General features: G+C 75.2%; 11 protein-coding genes. 5 read left to right on the forward strand and 6 right to left on the reverse strand.

Annotation, left to right across the window (positions count from 1 at the left end; translation table 11 throughout):
* Positions 1-128 precede the first annotated feature (128 nt).
* Positions 129-1,412, reverse strand: coding sequence for an amidohydrolase family protein (locus ACFU6K_RS06740; protein ID WP_380661291.1), 1,284 nt, complete (start codon positions 1,410-1,412; stop codon positions 129-131).
* Positions 1,413-1,647: 235 nt separating this feature from the next.
* Here ACFU6K_RS06740 and ACFU6K_RS06745 point away from each other — a divergent pair, with 235 nt between their 5' ends.
* Positions 1,648-2,712: an alpha/beta fold hydrolase gene (locus ACFU6K_RS06745; protein ID WP_380661292.1), complete on the forward strand. Its 1,065-nt coding sequence runs from the start codon at positions 1,648-1,650 to the stop codon at positions 2,710-2,712.
* Here ACFU6K_RS06745 and ACFU6K_RS06750 read toward each other — a convergent pair.
* Genes ACFU6K_RS06750 through ACFU6K_RS06770 form a run of 5 tightly spaced genes read right to left on the reverse strand, consistent with a single transcriptional unit; the run spans position 2,702 to position 9,222 of the window.
* Positions 2,702-4,006: an NAD(P)/FAD-dependent oxidoreductase gene (locus ACFU6K_RS06750; protein WP_380661293.1), complete on the reverse strand. Its 1,305-nt coding sequence runs from the start codon at positions 4,004-4,006 to the stop codon at positions 2,702-2,704. The genes ACFU6K_RS06745 and ACFU6K_RS06750 overlap by 11 nt on opposite strands.
* Positions 4,003-4,794: an ABC transporter ATP-binding protein gene (locus ACFU6K_RS06755; RefSeq protein WP_380661294.1), complete on the reverse strand. Its 792-nt coding sequence runs from the start codon at positions 4,792-4,794 to the stop codon at positions 4,003-4,005. Before ACFU6K_RS06755 ends, ACFU6K_RS06750 begins: the two co-directional genes overlap by 4 nt.
* Positions 4,791-6,656, reverse strand: coding sequence for a dipeptide/oligopeptide/nickel ABC transporter permease/ATP-binding protein (locus ACFU6K_RS06760; protein WP_380661295.1), 1,866 nt, complete (start codon positions 6,654-6,656; stop codon positions 4,791-4,793). Before ACFU6K_RS06760 ends, ACFU6K_RS06755 begins: the two co-directional genes overlap by 4 nt.
* A gap of 2 nt (positions 6,657-6,658) precedes the next feature.
* Complete coding sequence (locus ACFU6K_RS06765; RefSeq protein ID WP_380661296.1) at positions 6,659-7,627, reverse strand: ABC transporter permease; 969 nt, start codon at positions 7,625-7,627, stop codon at positions 6,659-6,661.
* Positions 7,628-7,638: 11 nt separating this feature from the next.
* Positions 7,639-9,222 carry an ABC transporter substrate-binding protein gene (locus ACFU6K_RS06770; protein ID WP_380661297.1) on the reverse strand — a complete coding sequence of 528 codons (1,584 nt, stop codon included), beginning with the start codon at positions 9,220-9,222 and terminating at the stop codon, positions 7,639-7,641.
* Positions 9,223-9,446: 224 nt separating this feature from the next.
* Here ACFU6K_RS06770 and ACFU6K_RS06775 point away from each other — a divergent pair, with 224 nt between their 5' ends.
* The 4 genes from ACFU6K_RS06775 to ACFU6K_RS06790 form a co-directional block, all read left to right on the forward strand.
* Positions 9,447-11,141, forward strand: a complete 1,695-nt coding sequence (locus ACFU6K_RS06775) for a DUF885 domain-containing protein (RefSeq protein ID WP_380661298.1) — start codon at positions 9,447-9,449, stop codon at positions 11,139-11,141.
* Between the two features lie 310 nt (positions 11,142-11,451).
* Positions 11,452-11,787 (forward strand): DUF5132 domain-containing protein, encoded by a 336-nt coding sequence (locus ACFU6K_RS06780; RefSeq protein ID WP_380661300.1) that lies wholly within the window; start codon positions 11,452-11,454, stop codon positions 11,785-11,787.
* A gap of 191 nt (positions 11,788-11,978) precedes the next feature.
* Complete coding sequence (locus tag ACFU6K_RS06785) at positions 11,979-14,276, forward strand: ATP-binding cassette domain-containing protein (RefSeq protein ID WP_380661301.1); 2,298 nt, start codon at positions 11,979-11,981, stop codon at positions 14,274-14,276.
* Between the two features lie 169 nt (positions 14,277-14,445).
* A partial coding sequence (locus tag ACFU6K_RS06790; RefSeq protein ID WP_380661302.1) for an amino acid adenylation domain-containing protein occupies positions 14,446-20,223 on the forward strand: 5,778 nt, incomplete at its 3' end.

Consider the following 20,223-nt stretch of genomic DNA (forward strand, 5'->3'; position numbering starts at 1 on the left):
CGCGGCGGTGGCCCTCTGCCTCGCCGCGACGGCCCTGCCGAGCCGCGCCCTGCTGCGCTCCCGACCGCTCGCGGCGAGCGGACGGCGGTAGGCGGACGGCCGCCCCGGAACACCACCACCGCCCGCGGTCAGGCGAGTTCGTTCCTGTGGACGACGCCGTCCTTGACGATCAGTCGCAGGTTGCGTTCGGGGTCGGCGAGGACGGACAGGTCGGTGGTCGGGTCGCCGTCGACGACCAGGAGGTCGGCCCAGGCTCCCGGCGCGATGACGCCGAGCGGCGCGGCGCGGTAGGGGTCCCGGCGGCCGGACAGCCGGAACAGCTCGGCGTTGCCGGAGGTGGCCGTCCGCAGGGCCTCGACCGGGCCGAGGTGGCCGCCGAGCCGGACGAGCATCTCGTTCTGCCGGTGGGCCTTCCCGGGGTCGAAGACCAGGTCGGTGCCGAAGGCCAGCCGCACGCGGTGCTTCACCGCCCAGCCGATGACGCGGGCGACGCCCTCGCAGACCTCGCGGTTCTTGCGGGCGCTGTCCGGGGAGGCGTAGTGGTGGTCGTCGACCGCGAACGGCTGGGTGCTCAGCCAGACGCCCTGCTCCGCGAGGTGGCGGACGGTGTCCTCGTCGACGAGGTGCCCGTGCTCGACGCAGCGCACCCCGGCCCGCACCGCGCGGCGGACGCCTTCGGAGGTGTAGACGTGCACGGTCACGTAGGTGCCCCAGTCGGAGGCCGCGGCGACGGCGGCCTCCAGCTCGGCCGGGGTGAACTGCAGGACGTCCAGCGGGTCGAACTCCGAGCTGACGCCGCCGCCGGCCATCAGCTTGATCTGGCTGGCGCCCTTCCTCAGCTGCTCGCGCACCGCGGCGAGCACCCGTTCCGGCCCGTCGGCCACCCGCGTGAACCCGATCTGTTCGGTCCGGGCCGGCGGCCCGCCCAGGGCGGTGGGGGCGTCGTGGACCGTCCCGAAGTCGCCGTGTCCGGAGGTCTGGGAGACGGCCGCCTGGCTCGGATAGATCCGTGGGCCCGGGAACAGCCCGCTGTCCAGTACCCGCCGCAGCGGCTCGGTGTCGCCGGCCATGTCCCGCACCGTGGTGAAGCCGCGCATCAGCATGTCCCGGGCCGCGGCCAGGGCCTGGTAGTAGACGGTGCCGGTCGGTGCGAGCCGGAGCTCCGCCATGGTGCCGCCGGCCGCGAACAGGTGGACGTGCGCGTCGGTGAGCCCGGGGATGAGGGTGCGGCCGCCGCCGTCGAGCACCGTCGCTCCACCTGTGGGAGCAGACGGGAAGGGGCGGCCCAGCACCACGTCCGCGATCCTGTCCCGCTCCACCCGGACGTGCCCCGGCACCGGCTCCGCTCCGATCCCGTCGAAGACGCGCACGTTCGTCACCAGCAGTCCGGCACCCGGTTCGTCGACACCCATGCCACCCATCTTCGGCCGGTCACGGAGCCGGGACCAGGGGGCCGGACGGACCGGTCGGTCCGGCGGTGCCCGGTCGTCAGCCGACCGGCCCAGCCTCGGGTGCGTCCGGCCACCCGGGCTGGTGGGCTGTGGGGGAGTTCTTCCGGGTGAAGGCACGAGCGGGCGGGAAAGAGACGGACAGGGGTCGGTTGTCGGACGCTGCTGTCGCGGAGGGCCGATGCGACGGGACAGACGAATGGCGAACTCCCTGCTCGCAGCGGTGAGCCGGGACTGGTTGGGCGTGCCGGTCGCCCTGGCGGTGGCGGGAGCGGGCGGTGGCCTCCTCGCGGTGGGGGCGGCCTGGGCGGCTATGGTCGGTGCCCTGGTGCTGGCCGTCGGGGTGCTGCTGGCGGCGGGTGCCGTTCGGCACCTGGTGCTGGTGGCCCGGGAGGCGCGGGTGCATCCGCCGCCGGGGCGGTTGGTGGACGTGGGCGGTCACCGGATGCACGTCCTCGCCGAGGGGCGGGCCGGGGCGGGGCCGACGGTGGTCTGGATGCCCGGCGGGCACGCCCCCGGCGAGGACCTCCGGGAGCTGCACACGCTGCTGTCGGCCCGGACCCGGTCGGTGCTGGTCGACCGCCCCGGGACGGGCTGGAGCGACGTCGGACCCTTCCCCCGGACGACGGCGGCCGAGGCGGCGGAGCTGCCGGCGGCGCTGGAGGCGGCGGGGGAGCGGGCACCCTTCGTGTTCGTCGGCCACTCCTTCGGCGGGCTGCTGGTCGCGAACGTGGCCAGGCGCCGGCCGGACCTGGTGGCCGGCCTCGTGCTGCTGGATCCGACACCCCTGGAGGTCATCGCCTTCGCACCGCCGAGCGGGCGGCTCGCGACGATGCGCCGGGGCTTCCTGCTCGCGGCGGTGCGGCAGCTGTTCGGCGCGCACCGCGGCCCCGGCGGCCGGACCGGGCCGGGCTGCGCCGCCGCGTCGATCTTCGCCGAGCTGTCGCCGTCCGGGCTGGCGCGGGTGGGCTGGGACACCGTGGTGTACGACGGGGATCTCGGGGACCTGCCGTTGGTGCTGGTGATACCGCGGGACCTCGTCGGCGGCGAGGCGGTGCTGGCCGGTGCCCGGGACGCGGACGAGGCCGAGCGGATCAGCCGCTTCTACCTCCGCAGCCGGGTCCGCTACCTGGCGGCCTCGACGGCGTCGAGGCTGGTGCACACGCCGGAGGGGACGGGCCACGACTTCCCGCACGAGGCACCGGAGTTCGTGGTCGGCGTGGTCGGCGACCTGGTGCGCGAGCTGCCCGCGATCAGCCCATGACCGTCCGCGCGGAGTCCGTCCGGACCGGGCGCCGGCGGGAGAAGGCACCCAGGTCGACCACGGTCCCGGTGTGCTCGCAGCGGAAGTGGACCGGGTCGCCGTCGTGGTCGTGCCCGGCCTCGACCCGGTCGATCAGGGCGGCCAGGTAGCGGCCCACCAGCGGGGCGTTCTTGAACTGGTTGCCACTGGTGCCCATCGCGACGTAGTAGCCGTCGAGGGCGGTGCGGTCGTAGATCGGGGTCCAGTCGTCGGCGACGTCGTACACGCCCGCCGCGCCGAGGGGCCGGTTGGGGACCCGGAGTGCCGGGAACCGGCGTGCCGCCCGGGTCACCTGGGTGCGGAAGCGCCGGGCGGTGGGGCGGGGATCGGCCTCGTCCGGATCGTCGATCCACTCGTGCGGGTCGCAGGCCGGCTCGGTCCCGCCGACCAGGAGCTGCCCGCCGGGGGCCGTGCGGACGTAGGTGCCGAGGTCGAGGTCGGCGACCAGGGGGAAGGGGTCGGCGGTCCGGACGTCCGGCGCGGCGACCTGGTGGACCTCCTCGCGCAGCGGACGCACGCCGATCGTGAAGTCGTCGCCGACGCCCGCCAGCCGGTTGAGGCCGCCCGACCACGGGCCGGCGGCGTTGACCACGACCGGGGCGGCGATCCGCGAGCCGTCGGCCAGGCGGATGCCCGTCACCCGGTCCGCGTGCCGGTCGACGGCCACCACGGTGTGGCGGAGGAGGAGGCGGGCGCCCAGCCCGGCCGCGGCGTCGGCGAGGTTCTGGGCGGCGAGTCGGGGGTCGTCGACGTACCCGGCGTCCGGCGTGAACAGGGCGCCGAGCTCGCCGGACGGGTCGGCGAAGAAGGCGTCGTCGTCCACCGGCTTCGGCGGCCAGTACCGCCCCGGATCGATCCCGGGCAGGCGCCCGCGCAGCGTCGGGGCGTCCCACCGCTCGTAGGGGACGCCGGCGCGCTCGAACAGGGCGGCGGTCTCGGACGGTTCGACCTCGGGGGAGTCGAGCAGCACGGCGCCGGTGCGGTGGAAGGCGGCGAGCGGGCGGCGGCCGGTGAGCCCCAGGTGGTCGGGCCAGGACGTCCAGAGGTGCTGCGCCTCCCAGGCGGTGGCGACGCTCGCGAAGGTGGAGTAGTTGAACCGGATGATCGCGCTGGAGGCGCTGGTGGACCCGTGGCCGACGGCGCCCGCCTTGTCCACGACGACCACCTGCCGCCCGGCGCGCGCGAGTTCGAGGGCGACGGCGGCGCCGATCACCCCGGCTCCGACGACCACGGCGTCCGGTCGAACGTCGGTCATGGCGGCCCCTCCCCGGGCGGCGGCGTGCGCAGGCTCGGCACGGCGGCGAGTAGCGTCCGAGTGTACGGGTGTCGCGGGGCGCGCAGGAGGGTTCCGGTGGGGGCGGTCTCGACGATCCGGCCGTCCCGCATGACCGCCACCGCGTCGGAGACGTGGAAGACCGCCGGCAGGTTGTGGCCGATGAACAGCATCGACAGGCCGAGTCGTTGCCGGAGTTCGCGGATGGTGTTGAGGACGGAGGCCTGCACCGAGACGTCGAGCGACGAGGTGATCTCGTCGGCGATCAGCAGGCCGGGTTCGACGGCCAGGGCGCGGGCGATGGCGACCCGCTGGCGCTGTCCGCCGGACAGGTGCCGCGGCAGGCGGTCGGCGAGCCGCGGGTCAAGGCCGACGAGGCCGAGCAGTTCGGTGACGCGCCCGGTGCGGGCGGGCCGGTCGAGCCGGCGGAAGACGGTGGCCGCCTCGACGAGCGTCTGGTGGACCGTCATCCGCGGGTCGAGCGCGGTGTCCGGGTCCTGGAGGACGACCTGGACCAGGCGGCCGAGCCGGCGGCGGTCGCGGACGGTGCGGGTGCGGACCTCCCGGCCGTCGAGCAGGACCCGGCCGGCGTGCACGGGGGTGAGGCCGACGATTGCGCGGGCCAGGCTCGACTTGCCGGAGCCGGACTCGCCCACGAGACCGAGCGTCGTGCCGGACGGGACCTCCAGCGAGACGCCGTCCACGGCGGTGACCGGGCCGCGCGGGCCGGGGTGGCGGACGGTGAGACCGGTCACCCGGAGGCCGGTCATGACGCCGTCACCGCCTCCGGGTCAGCCGCCATCGGCACCGGGGACCAGCACGCGACCCGGTGGCCGGCGTCGAGGTCCGCCAGGGGCGGGGCCTGCTCGGCGCAGTGGTCCCGGCGGCGCGGGCAGCGGGGCTCGAACGGGCACCCCGGGGCGGGCGCGAGCGGGTCGGGCGGTGCGCCCGCGACCGTCGGCAGCGGCCGGTCGCGGTCGGCGGCGAGATCCGGGACCGAGGCGACCAGGGCCCGGGTGTAGGGGTGCCGGGCGCCGTCGGCGAGGCGGTCGGCGGGCAGGGCCTCGACGATGGTGCCCGCGTACATCACCAGGACGCGTTCGCAGAACTCCCCGACGAGCGCCACGTCGTGGCTGATGAACAGGATCGCGGCGCGGGTGTCCCGGCGGATCTCGGACAGCAGCCCGGTGATCTGCCGCTGCACGGTGGCGTCGAGCGCGGTGGTCGGCTCGTCGGCGATGATCAGGCCGGGCCGCACCATCAGCCCCGAGGCGATCATCACGCGTTGGCGCTGGCCGCCGGAGAGCTGGTGGGGGCGGGAGCGCAGCAGCGCCGGGGGGAGGGCGACCCGGCGCAGCGCGTCGGCGGCCTCCGCGGCGGCCCGGGCGCGGCTCGCGCCCCGGTGGGCCCGGACGGTCTCGGTGAGCTGGGTGGCGATCCGCAGGGACGGGTTGAGCGCCGAGGCCGGGTTCTGGAAGATCACCGCCAGGCCCGTCGCGAGGTGCCGGTCCCGTTCCTTCGGGGGCAGGGCGGCGAGGTCGGCCCCGAGCAGGCGCAGGGTGCGCCGGGGCGCCCGGGCACCGTACGGCAGCAGGTCGGCGATGGCGAGCGCGGTGAGCGACTTGCCCGACCCCGACTCGCCGACGAGCCCGACGATCTCGCCCGGCCGCAGGGCGAGGCTCACTCCGCGCACCGGCCGGATCACGCCGTCGGGAGTGGGGAGTTCGACGTGGAGGTCCTCGACCTGGAGCACCTGGCCGTCCTCGGCCGGGCCGCTCGCGACGGGCGTCGGTACGGGCGGGCGCGGCGCCGGGGCGCGCCGGGCGACGCTCCCGGCCAGGACCTCGCCGAGCAGTTGGAAGGTCAGGGCCGCGTAGAGGATGGCCAGACCGGGGGCGAGGGCGGGCAGGGGCTCGGCGTAGACGCGGTCGAGGCCCTGGTTGAGCAGCTGTCCCCAGTCGTAGCCGGGCGGTTGGACGCCCAGGCCGAGGAAGCTCAGCCCGGAGAGGGCGACCAGGGAGGTCCCCGCCGCGGTGGTGGTGGCCAGGAGCAGCGGCTCGGCGATGTTGGGCAGGACGTGCCGCCACAGCAGCCGCAGGCGGCGCAGGCCGAGGACCCGGGCCGCGGCCAGGTGGTCGGTGCCCGCCACCCCGGCGGCGAGGGTCTGGGCGAGCCGGGCGAAGCCGGGGACGCCCGCGGCCGCGAGGGCCAGCATCGCCCCGGCGGCGCCCGCGCCGAACACGACCGCGAGGAACATCGCGACCAGGAGCGCCGGGAAGGCGAGCAGGAGGTTGACCAGTCCGGCGGTCAGCCGGCGGGCGCGGCGGCCGAGCACGGCGGTGGAGGCCCCGAGGAGGACTCCGGCGGTCGCGCCGAGCAGGACCGCCGCCAGCGCGAGCAGCAGGGAGGGCCGGGTGGCCGCCAGGACCCGGGCGAGCAGGTCCCGGCCGAGGTTGTCGGTGCCGAACGGGTGCGCGGCGGAGGGCCCCTGGAGCACCGCCGAGGGGTCCGGGCGGTCGGCCGCCGCGCCCCAGACCAGCGGTCCGACCAGGGCGAGCACGACGAGCGAGGCCAGCATGACGGCGGTGGCCCAGGCCATGGGCGAGCGCCGGAGGCCGGACGGAAGGCTCATGGTCACATCTCCCGGATCGCCGAACGGGGGTCGAGCGCGGCGAGCAGCACGTCGACCAGGAGGCCGGCGAGCAGCACGGTGGTGCCCAGCACCAGCACCATCGCCTGGACCACCGGGTAGTCCTGGGCGACCACGGACTGCGCCATGGCGGAGCCGATGCCGGGCCAGGCGAAGACCTTCTCGACCAGCACGGTGCCGGCGATCAGGCCGGGCAGCAGGCTCCCGGCGACGGTGAGCGCGGCGGTGGCCGTGTTCGGTGCCGCGTGCCGCAGGTAGTACCGCGTGGGGGACAGCCGTTTGCTCCGGGCGGTGCGCAGGTAGTCCTCGTCCAGCACCTTCAGCGCCTCCACCCGGACGATGCGCAGCAGGACGGCGGTGGGCGCGAGGGAGAGGGCGAGGACCGGCAGGACGAAGGACTCGACACCCGCCGCACCGGCCACCGGGAGGAGTCGGAGGCCGACGGCCAGCAGGGCGGTGAGTCCGGCGGCCAGGACGAAGTCCGGCACCCCGGTCAGGCCGGCGGTGACGGCGGTGAACGCCAGCTCGGTGCGCGGGCGGCGGCCGTCGCGGGTGCGGACGGCGGCGAGCAGGCCGCCGGGCAGGGCGACGGCGAGGGTGACCAGGAAGGCGAGCCCGGCGATCTCCAGGGTGGCCGGCAGCCGGGTGCGGACCAGCTCCGCGACCGGTGTCCCGGTGGTCAGCGAGGTGCCGAGGTCGCCGTGCAGGAGGCCGCCGAGGTAGTGCCGGTACTGGGCCGGGAAGGGCGCGTCGAGCCCGAGGGCGTGCCGGCGGGCGGCGACCAGGGCGGGGGCGGCGTCGACACCGAGGGCGGCGCGGACCGGGTCGCCGGGGACGAGGCGGATCATCGCGAACGAGGCGGTGAGGACGACCGCGAGGGAGAGGAGCAGCCGGACGGTGCGGCGGCCGAGGAACACGGTCCAGGGGTGCCGCAGCAGTCGGGGTACGGACATGGTGGCCCCGGTCACTGGTGGAGGCGGATGCTGGTGGGGACGAGCTGGCCGCCGAAGGTGGTGGTGAAGGTGGTGCGGTAGCCGTACACGCCGCTCCGGCCGTCGGCGATCGGCAGGGCGTCGGCCGCGCGGAAGAGGGCGGCGGCGGCCCGGTTCCAGGTGCCGCAGCCCGTCGTGTCGGTCTCCTGGAGGGCCTGGGCGACCAGGGCGTCGTACGCGGGGTTGCGCACGCCCGCGAAGTTGAGGCCCTGGGCGGGGGTGGGGCCGGAGAAGAAGGGGATGAAGCCGACCGGCAGCGCGAAGCCCGGCGAGGTGCCGACCACCACATCGAAGTCGGCGCTCTGGTACATGGCGTTGACGAGGGCGGGCAGGCTCTCGGTGACCAGGTCGACCTGCGCGCCGAGCGCCGTCCACTGCCGGGCCATCAGCTCGGCGACGGAGGAGAGGGTCGGGCCGAGGTCCGGGCTGGTGATCAGCCGGAGCCGGAGCGCCCGGCCGTCCTTGGTCAGCGGGCCGCCGGGGGAGCGGGTCCAGCCGGCCGCGCGCAGGGCCTCGGCGCCGTCCTGCGCGGGCAGGTTGGCGTCGGCGAGGTCGGCGTGGCAGACGGCGCCCTGGGCGCCGAAGTCGGTGGCGGGGCGGCCGGTGCCGCCGACGGCGACGTTGGCGAGCCCCCGGCGGTCGAGGGCGGAGACCAGGGCGCGGCGCAGCGCCGGGTCGGCGAGGGCCCGGCCGGGGCGCTGGTTGAAGAAGGTCAGCCCGACCACGGTGGCCACGTCGGTGGCGGTCAGGCCGCGGCCGGTGAGCCGGGCGTGGTCGGGACCGTTCACGTTCGCGATCTCGACGCCGCCGGTGAGCAGCAGGTTCGCCGCGGTGGAGGCCTGGGGCACGACCGAGATGACGATGCGCGCGGGGAGGCCGGGCGCCGCGGTGGTCGCCCCGGCGGGCCCCCAGGTGTAGCCCTCTCGGACGGTGAACTCGTAGGGCCCGCCGGGGGTGTAGCGGGTCAGCACGTAGGGGCCGGTGCCCTGGGTGGCGCGGTCCAGCGACCGGGGCCGGTCGAGGCCGGCCGGGCAGACGATCGGCAGCAGGCCGATGCTGCGGGTGAGGAACGGGAAGGGGGCGGTGGTGGTCGCCGACACCGTGCCGGTCGCGTCGTCGGCGGTGGCGGTGAACGGCACGTTCGGCAGGACGGTTTGGGCGCCGGCGAGCTGGTTGGCCGGGTCGCCCGCGTAGGTCAGGGCTCGGGCCACCGCGGAGGCGGTGAGGGGCGTGCCGTCGGAGCAGGTGATGCCCGGGCGGAGGGTGAAGGCGGCCGTGGTGGCGGTGGCCTGCCAGGACGTGGCCAGGCCGGTGACCAGGGTGCCGTCGGGGGCGAGGCCGACCAGGGAGTCGTAGGCGTAGCGGGCCTGGGAGGCGCCGAAGGTGGAGTACGGGTCGAAGCTCGGGGTCTCGCTGGCCGCCGCGATCCGTACGGTCCCGCGGTCCACCAGGGGGGTGCTCGTCGAGGACGTGGCAGCGCTGCCGCAGCCGCTCAGCGCGAAGGCCGCAGCGGTCGTGGTGGCCGCGAGGGCGGCCGGCAGGGGGCGACGGGACATGGCGTCATGGTGCCACCGGGGGGTTGGCGTGGCGAGCCAACTCGCCTGGGAGGAAGGCGTGTTCGATTGGATGGGTCCGCCGCTCCCGCCCTGTCGGGCGCCGTGCGTACGCCGGGCGCGGGACGGCGGCGGGGTGACCCTGATTCACTCGTTCGAGGGGTGTCGCGGCCTGAACGTCGCCGACCGGGTGGCCCGGCCGTCCGCCGGCGCCACACTGTGTCGACATGACGACGAACGAGCCGGGCCGCGAGGTCGGTCACCTGGCGGACCGCTACTGGGAGTTCCTGCTGGAGCGGGAGCCGTTGCTGCGGGTCCGCCAGGGGCTTCCGGTCGAGACGCTGCCGGGGGCGTCGCTCGCCGAGTCCGAGGACCGGCAGCGGTTCGCGGCCGGTGTGCTGGAGCGGATGCGGCTGCTCGACGGCGCGGAGCTGTCCGGGGCCGATGCCGACACCGCGGCCGTCCTCGTGGCGCTGGCGGAACAGGAGTTGCGCGCCCACCGGTGGTACTGGCTGACGCCCTCCGCCACGCCGTACCGGCTCTTCCCGCTGTCGCTGTACGTCGACACGGTCCTGGGTGCCTTCCGCTTCGCCGAACGAGCCGACGGTGAACGGTACGTGGCGCTGGTGCACGACCTGGCGCGCGTCGTCGGCTCGATCGGTGACAAGGTGGCCGGCCAGGCCTCGCGCGGCTTCCGGGTGCCGGCGCCGGCCCTGGCCGGAGTGCGGGCCACCGTCGAGGGACTGCGGTCCTCCGCCGCGCGCCGGGTCACGGTGGCGGACGACCGGCTCGGCGAGCTCGGGCCGGCCGAGCGCGGACGCCTCCGGGACGGTGTGCGGCGGCTGGTGGAGGCCGAGTTGGCGCCGGCCTTCGACCGGCTGCTCGGGTGCGTCGACGACCCGGCGTCCCCGGGAAAGGCGCCGCAGGACGTCGGCTGGGCGCACTACGAGGGCGGCGAGGAGGCGTACCGGGACTTCGTCCGGACCCACACCGGGAGCGACACCGGGCCCGAGCGGCTGCACGAGCTCGGCCGCGACCAGTGCCGCGAACTGGCCGAGCGGATGCGGGAGGTGCGCGCGGCCCTCGGCTTCCACGGCACCGAGGCCGAGTTCCACGAGCGGCTGCGGACCGAGCCCCGGTTGTACGCCCGGACGCCCGAGGAGGTCGAGGCCCGGTTCCGCGGCCACCTCGACCGGCTGGAGCCGCGGCTGCCGCGGTGGTTCGCCGTTCTGCCGGCCGCGCCGTACGGGCTGGCCCGGTTGGACCCGGCGTTGGAGCCGGGGATGACCTTCGGGTACTACGAGGCTCCGACCGCGGCCGGCGCCGTCGGGCGCTACCGCTACAACGGCTCGGACCTGGACCGGCGTTCCCTGATCGGCTCGGCCTCCCTGATCTACCACGAGCTGGCGCCCGGGCATCACTTCCACCTCGCCCGGCAGGCGGAGAACGCCGCGCTGCCGCGGCTGCGCCGCGAGGCGGCGGAGTTCGGCGCGTTCAACGAGGGCTGGGCCGAGTACGCGGCGGGGCTCGGCTGGGAGATGGGCCTCTACGAGGACCCGTGGGACGCGTACGGGCGCCTCGCGCAGGAGCGGTTCACCGCGCAGCGGCTGGTCGTCGACACCGGGCTCAACCTCGGGACGATGGACCTGGCGCGGGCGCGGGACTTCATGCGCGCCAACTCCACGGAGGAGGACGGCCAGATCGCCTCGGACCTGCTGCGGTACTCGACGGACCTGCCGGGGCAGGCGCTCTCCTACCGCGCGGGCTACCTGGAGTTCGTCCGGCTGCGGGAGGGGGCCGAGGCCGGCCGGGGCGCCGGGTTCGACGTGCGGGCCTTCCACGAGGCGGTGTTGGGAGGTGGCGCGCTGCCGTTCCCCGCCCTGCGCCGGAGGGTGGCGCGGGAGCTCGAAGGTCATGACTGATCGTTAAGTAATACTATCTGACAAATTGATTGGCGTACATACAAGCGGTCGTTGTGGGTTATGTTCGGATTGCACTCGCACGAGTGAATCCCCTTGGGAACGTTTGGTTTTGGTGAGCTCGACTCGACTACGGTGACGGAGGATCGGGCGGTGGACCCCATCGGCGAGGAGTTTCGGTTCCGCGGGAAATCCGCGACGGGAACCGGTCATCCCGCGAGACGGGTACTTCCGCCCGTACTGCTTTGGGCGCTCCGGAGTCCGAAGCGCCCGGGTCCCCTGTCATCCGTCTGCGTAGAGAGATGGGAACACCATGCCGCCCGTAGTTCCGCCGTTCCTGATCGGTCTCGTCGTCGCGCCGCTGGCCAAGCGGCTCCTCAAGCCCCTGGTGCGCGGCGTCGTCAGGACGTCCGTCGGCATCGTCATGGAGGTGAAGAAGGCCGCCCACGAGGCCGGGGAGAACATCCACGACCTCGCGGCCGAGGTGGCCGCCGACGTGGTGGCGGCCCAGGTCGCCTCCGGTGACGGCCACCGCGCCGCCGAGGATGCGGCCCCGGTCGAGGGGAGGACCGAGGCGACCGCCCGGGGCGACGCCGAGGCGAGGGCCCCGAAGATCCGCGCGACCGCCGGTGCCGGCAAGGCGCACTGACGCACCGTCACGCCATGGCCCGCCGCCTGGACGCACACCGCGGCCGAACCCGCGCGCCGTGTCCACGCGGTGGCCGGCCGATGGCCTTCCGGCCGCATCGGTCGCCCGTCCAGAATTCCCGCTCCGTCACGGTGTTCCGTCATGCCCGATGACGGATCGCCCACGACCTCCGCAAACAGGTGATCGTACACATGCCATCTCTGCTGGGTGCCGCGGCCGGATTCCGCTCCGTGGGTCCGGACGTGAGCCCGCGCTCGGTCATTCCGGGCCGCCAGCGCTGGGACGTCAAGCTGGTCCTCGGACGGCCGAGGGCGGCCGAAGTCCTCGCGGCGGCCCTGCGTCGCGTCCCCGGGATCACCGAGGCGCAGGCGAACCCGATCACCGGTGGGGTCCTCGTCCGGCACGAACCGCGGCTGCCCGCCGCGGACGTCGGCCGGATCCTGCGCCGGGTGGTCGCCCGGGTCGCGGCGGGGCCGGTCAGGACGGCACCTCCGGCGGCGGCCCGGCCCGCCGCCGGACCGGGGACGCGGCCGGACCGTGTTCCCGTCCTGCGCCCCGTCCTCGCCGTCGGTAGCGGGGCGGCGGCCGGCCTCGCGCTGATCCGCGGGTCGGCGCTGAGCAGGCAGCTGGTGGCACTCGGCGGGGTCGCCGTCGCGACGGCCGCCGTCGTGCGAACGGCGTGGCGCAGGGCGGTCGAGCGGACCAGGGAGCTGTCCGGGTCCGGCACCGGCCGGCACCCGCTGCGGGAGATCGTCGGGCCGCACCGCCGGCGCCTCTACCGGGCCTCCGCGCTCTCGGTCGCCTGCCAGGTCTCGGAAATGGCGCTCGGCACCTTCCTCGGCTGGACCGCCCTGGTCCTCATCAAGGGCGAGGCCGCGCCGCTGGTCCGCTTCGGCCTGACCACCGAGACCGCCCAACTCTGGGGCCTGGCAGGGCTGGTGACCGTCGCCTGCGCCGCCGTGGCAGGCCTCTCGTACGCCTCGAACCTCCAGTGGCGCGGGCTCGGCCAGGACATCGAGCACGACTGGCGCAGCCGCACCTACGCCCACGTGCAGCACCTCGAACTGGGGCAGCTGGAAGGCGAGCGGACCAGCCGGATCGCCGGCGTGCTCACCGACGACGTCCGGCAACTGGGCGGCTTCTTCGCCGCCTCGGCCAACGACGTGCTGCAACTGGGCACCAGCCTGGCCCTGTTGGTGCCGGCCTTCCTGCTGCTGGCCCCGCAGATCGCCTGGATCGCGTTCCTGCCGATCCCGGTCATCGCCTGGCTGTCGCTCCGCTACCAGGACAAGGCCGCGGCCGACTACGCCCTCTCCGGCGAGCGCCGGGCCCGGCTGCACAGCCAGTTGGTCAACACCCTGGAAGCCGGCGCCACCGTCAAGAGCTTCTGCACCGAGGACTACGAGGCCGAGCGCATCGACCGGCTCAGCGGGGAAGCCCAGGAGAGCAACCGGCAGACCGACCGGGGCACGATCCGGCACGCCGAGGTCGTCCGGGTCTGCACGACGAGTTCGATGGCCGGCACCCTGCTGCTCGGCGGCCGCTCGGTGCTCGACGGGACCCTGCGGTTCGAGGTGTTCAGCCCGCTGATCGGGCTGCCGCAGATGGTGATGCTGCGGATGAACCGGCTCGGCGGCATCGTCGACCAGTACCAGCGCACCCTCGCCGCCTACGACCGGGTCCACCGGCTGCAGGCCCTGCCCGTCGAGACCGAGGGCACCGGGGGACCGCTCGACGTCGAGGCGGTGAAGGGCGAGATCGTCCTCGACGGCGTGACCTTCGCCTACCCCGGCCGGCCGCCGGTCCTGGAGGACCTCTCGCTGACCATCCCCGCCGGGCGGGTCACCGCCCTCGTCGGCGCCACCGGCTCCGGCAAGACGACCGTCGCCAAACTGCTGATGCGCTTCCAGGACGCGGAGTCCGGCAGCGTGCTGCTCGACGGGCGGGACGTGCGCGACCTGCGCCGCCGCGACCTGCGCCACGCGATCGGGTTCGTCGCCCAGGACGCCTTCCTCTTCGACGGAACCATCGCCGACAACATCCGCTACGGCACCTTCGAGGCCTCCGACGAGGCGCTGGTGGAGGCGGCCACGATGGCCGAGGCCCACGCCTTCGTCGCGGCGCTGCCGGACGGCTACGACACGGTGATCGGTGAACGCGGCGCCGCCCTCTCCGGCGGCCAGCGGCAGCGGATCGCCCTGGCCCGGGCGATCCTCAAGGACGCGCCGGTCGTCATCCTCGACGAGGCCACCTCCGCCGTCGACAACGAGACCGAGGCCGCCATCCAGCGCACGCTCCGGGCCTTCGCGGCCGACCGCACGATGGTCGTCATCGCCCACCGGCTCTCCACCGTCCGCCACGCGGACCGGATCTACGTCATGGACGAGGGCGGCGTCGTGGCCGAACAGGGCACCCACGCCGAACTCCTCGCCCGGCACGGACTCTACGCATCCCTCTGGCAACTCCAGGCCGGCGAACTCGCCGCCTGACCGCACCAGGCCGCTCCGCTCGCCGACAGCGTGATGCCACCGACCAGGCCGCTCCGCTCGCCGACAGCGTGACGCCACCGACCAGGCCGCTCCGCCCGCCGACAGCGTGACGCCACCGCAGTCGGCGCGTCCTGCGCGCCTGCCCGCCCAAACTTCTGGAGGTTTCCCCATGTCCCGTCGCGATGGCGACGTCCTTCCCCTGACCGGGGCCCAACGCGAGATCTGGCTCGCCGAACAGCGCTCCCGGACACCGATTCCCGGCTACCGCGTCGGCGAGTGCCTGGAGATCCACGGGCCGGTCGACGCCGGGCTGTTCGAGACGGCGCTGCGCCGGGTGGTCGACGAGGTCGACGCCCTGCACGTGACCTTCGTCGACGAGGGCGAGGGCCCGCGCCAGGTCCTCCGCGAGAGCTGGGACTGGGCGCCGGCCCACCTGGACCTCAGCGCGGAGCCCGCACCCCGTGCGGCGGCCCTGGAGTGGATGGAGCGGGACCTGCTGCGCCCGCTGGACCTCGCCCGCGACCCGCTGTTCGGGCACGCGCTGATCCGGCTGTCGCCGACCGAGTACCTCTGGTACCTGAACTACCACCACGTGGTGCTGGACGCGATCAGCAGCTCCATGGTCCGCCAGCGGGTCGGCGAGGTGTACTCGGCGCTGGCCGACGGCGGCCCGGTGCCGCCGTCCCCGTTCGGCCCGCTGCGGGACCTGGTCGACAGCGACGCCGCCTACCGGGCGTCGGCGGACTTCACCGCCGACCGCGACTACTGGACGGAACGCTTCGCCGACCGGCCGGAACCGACGCGGCTCAGCCGTACGGCCCCGACCGACCCGGACCGCGCGCTGCGGCTCGCCGGGGAGCGGGAACTGCGGCGCCCGGACGCGCTGCGCGCCGCGGCGGCGAGGACCGGCGTCCGCTGGTCCCGCCTGGTGGTCGCGGCGGCGGCGCTCTACGCGCACCGGCTGACCGGAACGCGGGACGTGGTGCTCGCCCTGCCCGTCACGGCCCGCCGGTCCGCCGACCGCGACCTGACGGCGGTGCCCGGCACGATGTCCAACGTGGTGCCCCTGCGGCTGACCGTACGGCCGGACATGCCGTGGGGCGACCTCGTCGCCCAGGCGGCCCGGGAGGTCGAGGCGGCCGTCGCGCACGAGCGGTACCGCAGCGAGGACCTGCTGCGGGACCTCGGGGCCCCCGGCAGCATCGGGACGGCGTTCCCGCTGATCGTCAACATCATGGCGTTCAACTCCCGGCCGACCTTCGCCGGGCACCCCGCCTCCGTGCACCACTTCGTGTCCGGGTCGACCAGCGACCTGGCGGTCTGGGTGTTCGACTACCGGGACGGCAACCCGCCGCTGCTCAGGCTCCACGGCTCGCCCGAGGCGTACGGCGACGACGACCTCGCCGCCCACCAGCGGCGGCTGATCGCCCTGCTCGACGCCGTCGCGGACTGCGACCCGGACGAGCCGCTGGGCCGGATCGACCTGCTCACCGCCGAGGAGCACCGCGAGGTGGCGGCCCTGGGCACCGGGCCGACGGCGCAGCTCCCGGCCGAGACCCTGCCGGAGCTGTTCCGGGCGCAGGCGCGGGCGACGCCGGACGCCGTCGCGTTGGTGGGGCCGGAAGCGTCGCTGACGTACGCGGAGCTGGACGAGCGGGCGAACCGGCTGGCGCACGCCCTGATCGCCCGGGGCGCCGGGCCGGAGCGGTTGGTGGCGGTCGCCCTGCCGAGGTCGGCCGAGCTGGTCGTGGCGATCCTCGCCGTGCTCAAGACCGGCGCGGCCTACGTCCCGGTCGACCCCGAGTACCCGGTCGCCCGGATCGCCCACCTGCTCGACGACGCACGCCCGGCCCTGGTGGTGACCGACACCCTCAGCGCGGGGCGGCTGCCGGGGGAGGGCTCCGTCGACCGGCTGGTCGTCGACGACCCGGCGACGACCGACCTGGTGAACGGCCTGCCGGGGGCCGACCCGATGGTGGCCGTCGACCCGGGACACCCCGCCTACGTCATCCACACCTCCGGCTCCACCGGCCGGCCCAAGGGCGTGACGCCGACCCACGGCGGCCTGCTCAACCTGCTCACCGACCTCCGGCAGGTCCACCTCCCGCCGGTGACGGGCGACCGGCAGCGGCTGCGGGTGGCCCTGACGACGTCGGTGTCGTTCGACGCCTCGTGGAACCAGCTGCTAGCCCTGTTCGCGGGCCACGAGCTGCACGTCCTGGACCACGGGACCTGGACCGACCCCGACGCCTTCGTCGGCTACGCGGCATGCCACGGGCTGGACTACGTCGAAGCCACCCCGTCCTACCTCCAGGTCCTGGTCGCCCACGGGCTCCTGGACGACGGGAACCGGCGCCCGGCGGTGGTCGCGGCCGGTGGCGAGGCCGTCCCGGAGCGGCTGTGGCGGGAACTGCGGGCGGCGGACGGGGTGTCCTGCCTCAACCTCTACGGACCGTCCGAGTGCACCGTCAACCCGGTGGTCGCCTCCGTGGCGTCGGCTCCGCTCCCGGTCATCGGCCGGCCCGCCACCAACGTCCGGCTGCACGTGCTCGACGGCGCCCTGCGGCAGCTGCCGGCCGGTACGCCGGGCGAGCTGTACATCGCCGGGCCCGGCCTGGCCCGCGGCTACCTGAACAAGCCGGGCCTCACCGCCGGACGGTTCGTCGCCGATCCGTACGGTCCCGCCGGCGCGCGGATGTACCGCACCGGCGACCTGGTGCGCTGGAACTCCGAGGGGCAGCTGGAGTTCCTCGGGCGCACCGACGACCAGGTCAAGGTCCGCGGCTTCCGGGTGGAGCTCGGCGAGGTCGAGGCCGTCCTCGCCGAGCACCCGCAGGTCGCCCGGGCCGCCGCCGTGGTGCGCACCGAGGACGAGCCCCGGCTGGTCGCCTACGCCGTCGCCGAGCCCGGCGCCACGGTCACCGACGCCGCCCTGCGCGAACACCTCCGGGAGCGGCTGCCCAAGCACATGGTGCCGTCGGCCTTCGTGCTGCTGGACGCCCTGCCCCTGACGGCGAACGGCAAGCTCGACCGGCGGGCCCTCCCCGCGCCCGACCGGCAGCCCGCCGACCCGGGCCGCACACCGCGCACCGCGACCGAGCACCTGCTGGCCGGGCTGTTCGCCGAGGTGCTCGGCGTGCCGGAGGTCGGCGCCGACGACGACTTCTTCGACCGCGGCGGGCACTCCCTGCTGGCCACCCGGCTGGTCGCCCGGGCCCGGTCGGTGCTGGGCGTGGAGCTGCGGCTGCGCGACCTGTTCGACGCGCCGACGGTGGCGGGGCTGGCCGCGGCGGTGGACGTCGCGGGCCGGGCACGCCCGGCGCTCGGGCGGCGCGAGCGGCCCGAGGCCGTCCCGCTGTCCTTCGCGCAGCGCCGACTGTGGTTCCTGCACCGCATGGAGGGCCCGAGCGCCACGTACAACATCCCGCTGGCGCTGCGCCTCGGCGGAAGCCTGGACCAGCGGGCCCTGGACGCCGCCCTGGCGGACCTGGTCGAGCGGCACGAGAGCCTGCGCACCGTCTTCCCGGTCGTCGACGGCGAGCCCTGCCAGCGGGTGCTGGACGCCGACGCGGCCCGGCCCCGGCTGCGGGTCACCGAGGCCGGCGAGCGCGACCTGCCGGACCTCCTGGCGGAGGCGGCGCGGTACGGCTTCGAGCTCGCCGAGGAGGCGCCGCTGCGCGCCGAGCTCTTCCGGCTCGGCGCAGGGGAGCACGTCCTGCTGCTGGTGGTGCACCACATCGCCGGTGACGGCTGGTCGGCGGGGCCGCTGCTGCGGGACCTGCGGACCGCCTACGCGGCCCGTACCGGGGGCGCGAAGCCGCAGTGGTCGCCCCTGCCCGTCCAGTACGCCGACTACGCCCTCTGGCAGCGGGAGCTGCTCGGTGACGGCGCCGACCCGGACAGCCTGCTCGGCGGCCAGCTCGCCTACTGGCGGGAGCAGTTGGCGGACCTGCCCGAGCAGGTGGAGCTGCCCTTCGACCGGCCCCGCCCGGCGGTGATGTCCTACCGGGGCGCCCACCTGCCGGTGCGGATCGACGCCGAGCTGCACCAGGGCCTGCGGGAACTCGCCCGCGACGGCGGCGCCAGCCTCTTCATGGTGCTCCAGGCCGGGCTGGCCGCCCTGCTGGGCAAGCTCGGCGCCGGCACCGACGTCCCGATCGGCACCCCGATCGCCGGCCGCACCGACGAGGCCCTGGACGACCTGGTCGGCTTCTTCGTCAACACCCTGGTGCTGCGCACCGACCTCTCCGGCGACCCGTCGTTCACCGAACTGCTGGGCCGGGTGCGCTCCGACGCGCTGGCCGCGTACGCGCACCAGGACGTTCCGTTCGAGCACCTCGTGGAGGCGCTGAACCCGACCCGGACACTGGCGCACCACCCGCTGTTCCAGACCATGCTCGCCCTGCAGAACGCGCCGCTCGACGCCTTCGACCTGCCCGGGCTGCGGGTGACGACCGACCTGGTGCACACCGGGACGGCCAAGTGCGACCTGACCTTCATCCTGGCCGAACAGCCCGAGGGCCTGTCGGGCGTCCTGGAGTACAGCACCGACCTGTTCGACGAGGCCACCGCGGCGGGCATCGTCGACCGGTGGCTGCGGCTGCTGCGCGCCGTCGTCGCCGACCCCGACCGACGGATCGGCCGGGTGGACGTGCTGTCCGCCGACGAGCTCCGCGCGCTGCTCCCGGCCCGTACCGAGGAGACCGAGGAGGAGGACGCGCCGGGCGGCAGCCTGACCGCGCTGTTCGAGCAACGGGTCCGGGCCGACCCGGCCGCCGTCGCCCTCACGGACGGTGAAGTAACCGTTCGCTACGGCGAGTTGAACACCCGCGCCAACCGGCTCGCGCACGCGCTCCTCGACCGGGGCGTCGGCCCGGAGCAACTGGTGGCCCTGGCCCTGCCGCGCTCGGCGGACCTGGTCGTGGCCGTCCTCGCGGTGCTCAAGGCCGGCGCCGCGTACGTGCCGGTGGACCCGAAGTACCCCGCCGCCCGGATCGCGTACCTGCTCCAGGACACCCGGCCCGCGCTGCTCGTCACGACGAGCGCTGTCGGCGAGCTGCCGGGAGCGGAACGGACGGACCGGCTGCTGCTGGACTCCGCCGACCTGGACGGGCTGCCGGACACGGACCCGGGGGTCACCGTCGATCCCGGCCACGCCGCCTACGTCATCCACACCTCCGGCTCCACCGGCAACCCCAAGGGCGTCGTGGTCCCGCACCGCAACGTGGTGCGCCTGTTCCGGACGACGGAGGAGCTGTTCGGCTTCACCGCCGACGACGTCTGGACGCTCTTCCACTCCTACGCCTTCGACTTCTCCGTCTGGGAGCTGTGGGGCCCGCTGCTGCACGGCGGCCGCCTGGTGGTCGTGGACCACGAGACCAGCCGCTCGCCTGGCCGCTTCCTGGAGCTCCTCGCCCGCGAGCGGGTGACGGTGCTCAACCAGACGCCGTCCGCCTTCTACCAGTTGATGCAGGCGGACGCCGAAACCCCGTGCGAACTCGCCCTGCGCACCGTGGTGTTCGGCGGCGAGGCCCTGGAGCACGCCCGGCTGGCGAGCTGGTACGAGCGGCACCCGCAGGACGCGCCGCGACTGGTCAACATGTACGGCATCACCGAGACCACGGTGCACGTCACGTACGCGGCGCTGGACCGGTCCGGCACCGGCGCCGGCGGGATCGGCGCGGCCCTCCCGGACCTACGGACGTACGTCCTCGACGACGGCCTGCGGCCGGTGGCCCCGGGCGTGCCCGGCGAGCTGTACGTCGCGGGCCCCGGCCTGGCGCGCGGCTACCTGGGCCGGCCCGGCCTGACCGCCGGACGGTTCGTGGCGGACCCGTTCGGACCGCCGGGCAGCCGGATGTACCGCAGCGGCGACGTGGTGCGCCGGGCCACCGACGGCGGTCTGAGCTTCGTCGGCCGGGCGGACGACCAGGTCAAGGTCCGGGGG

This window comes from Kitasatospora sp. NPDC057512, from assembly GCF_042802135.1.
In the GTDB taxonomy this organism is placed as follows: Bacteria; Actinomycetota; Actinomycetes; order Streptomycetales; family Streptomycetaceae; genus Kitasatospora.

Bases quoted from the DNA above. Each gene is read 5' to 3' on its own strand.
- ACFU6K_RS06760 (WP_380661295.1), bottom strand. From the start codon at position 6,656: ATGAGCCTTCCGTCCGGCCTCCGGCGCTCGCCCATGGCCTGGGCCACC.
- ACFU6K_RS06785 (WP_380661301.1), top strand. From the start codon at position 11,979: ATGCCATCTCTGCTGGGTGCCGCGGCCGGATTCCGCTCCGTGGGTCCG.
- ACFU6K_RS06745 (WP_380661292.1), top strand. From the start codon at position 1,648: ATGGCGAACTCCCTGCTCGCAGCGGTGAGCCGGGACTGGTTGGGCGTG.
- ACFU6K_RS06775 (WP_380661298.1), top strand. From the start codon at position 9,447: ATGACGACGAACGAGCCGGGCCGCGAGGTCGGTCACCTGGCGGACCGC.
- ACFU6K_RS06750 (WP_380661293.1), bottom strand. From the start codon at position 4,006: ATGACCGACGTTCGACCGGACGCCGTGGTCGTCGGAGCCGGGGTGATC.
- ACFU6K_RS06740 (WP_380661291.1), bottom strand. From the start codon at position 1,412: ATGGGTGTCGACGAACCGGGTGCCGGACTGCTGGTGACGAACGTGCGC.
- ACFU6K_RS06765 (WP_380661296.1), bottom strand. From the start codon at position 7,627: ATGTCCGTACCCCGACTGCTGCGGCACCCCTGGACCGTGTTCCTCGGC.
- ACFU6K_RS06780 (WP_380661300.1), top strand. From the start codon at position 11,452: ATGCCGCCCGTAGTTCCGCCGTTCCTGATCGGTCTCGTCGTCGCGCCG.
- ACFU6K_RS06770 (WP_380661297.1), bottom strand. From the start codon at position 9,222: ATGTCCCGTCGCCCCCTGCCGGCCGCCCTCGCGGCCACCACGACCGCT.
- ACFU6K_RS06755 (WP_380661294.1), bottom strand. From the start codon at position 4,794: ATGACCGGCCTCCGGGTGACCGGTCTCACCGTCCGCCACCCCGGCCCG.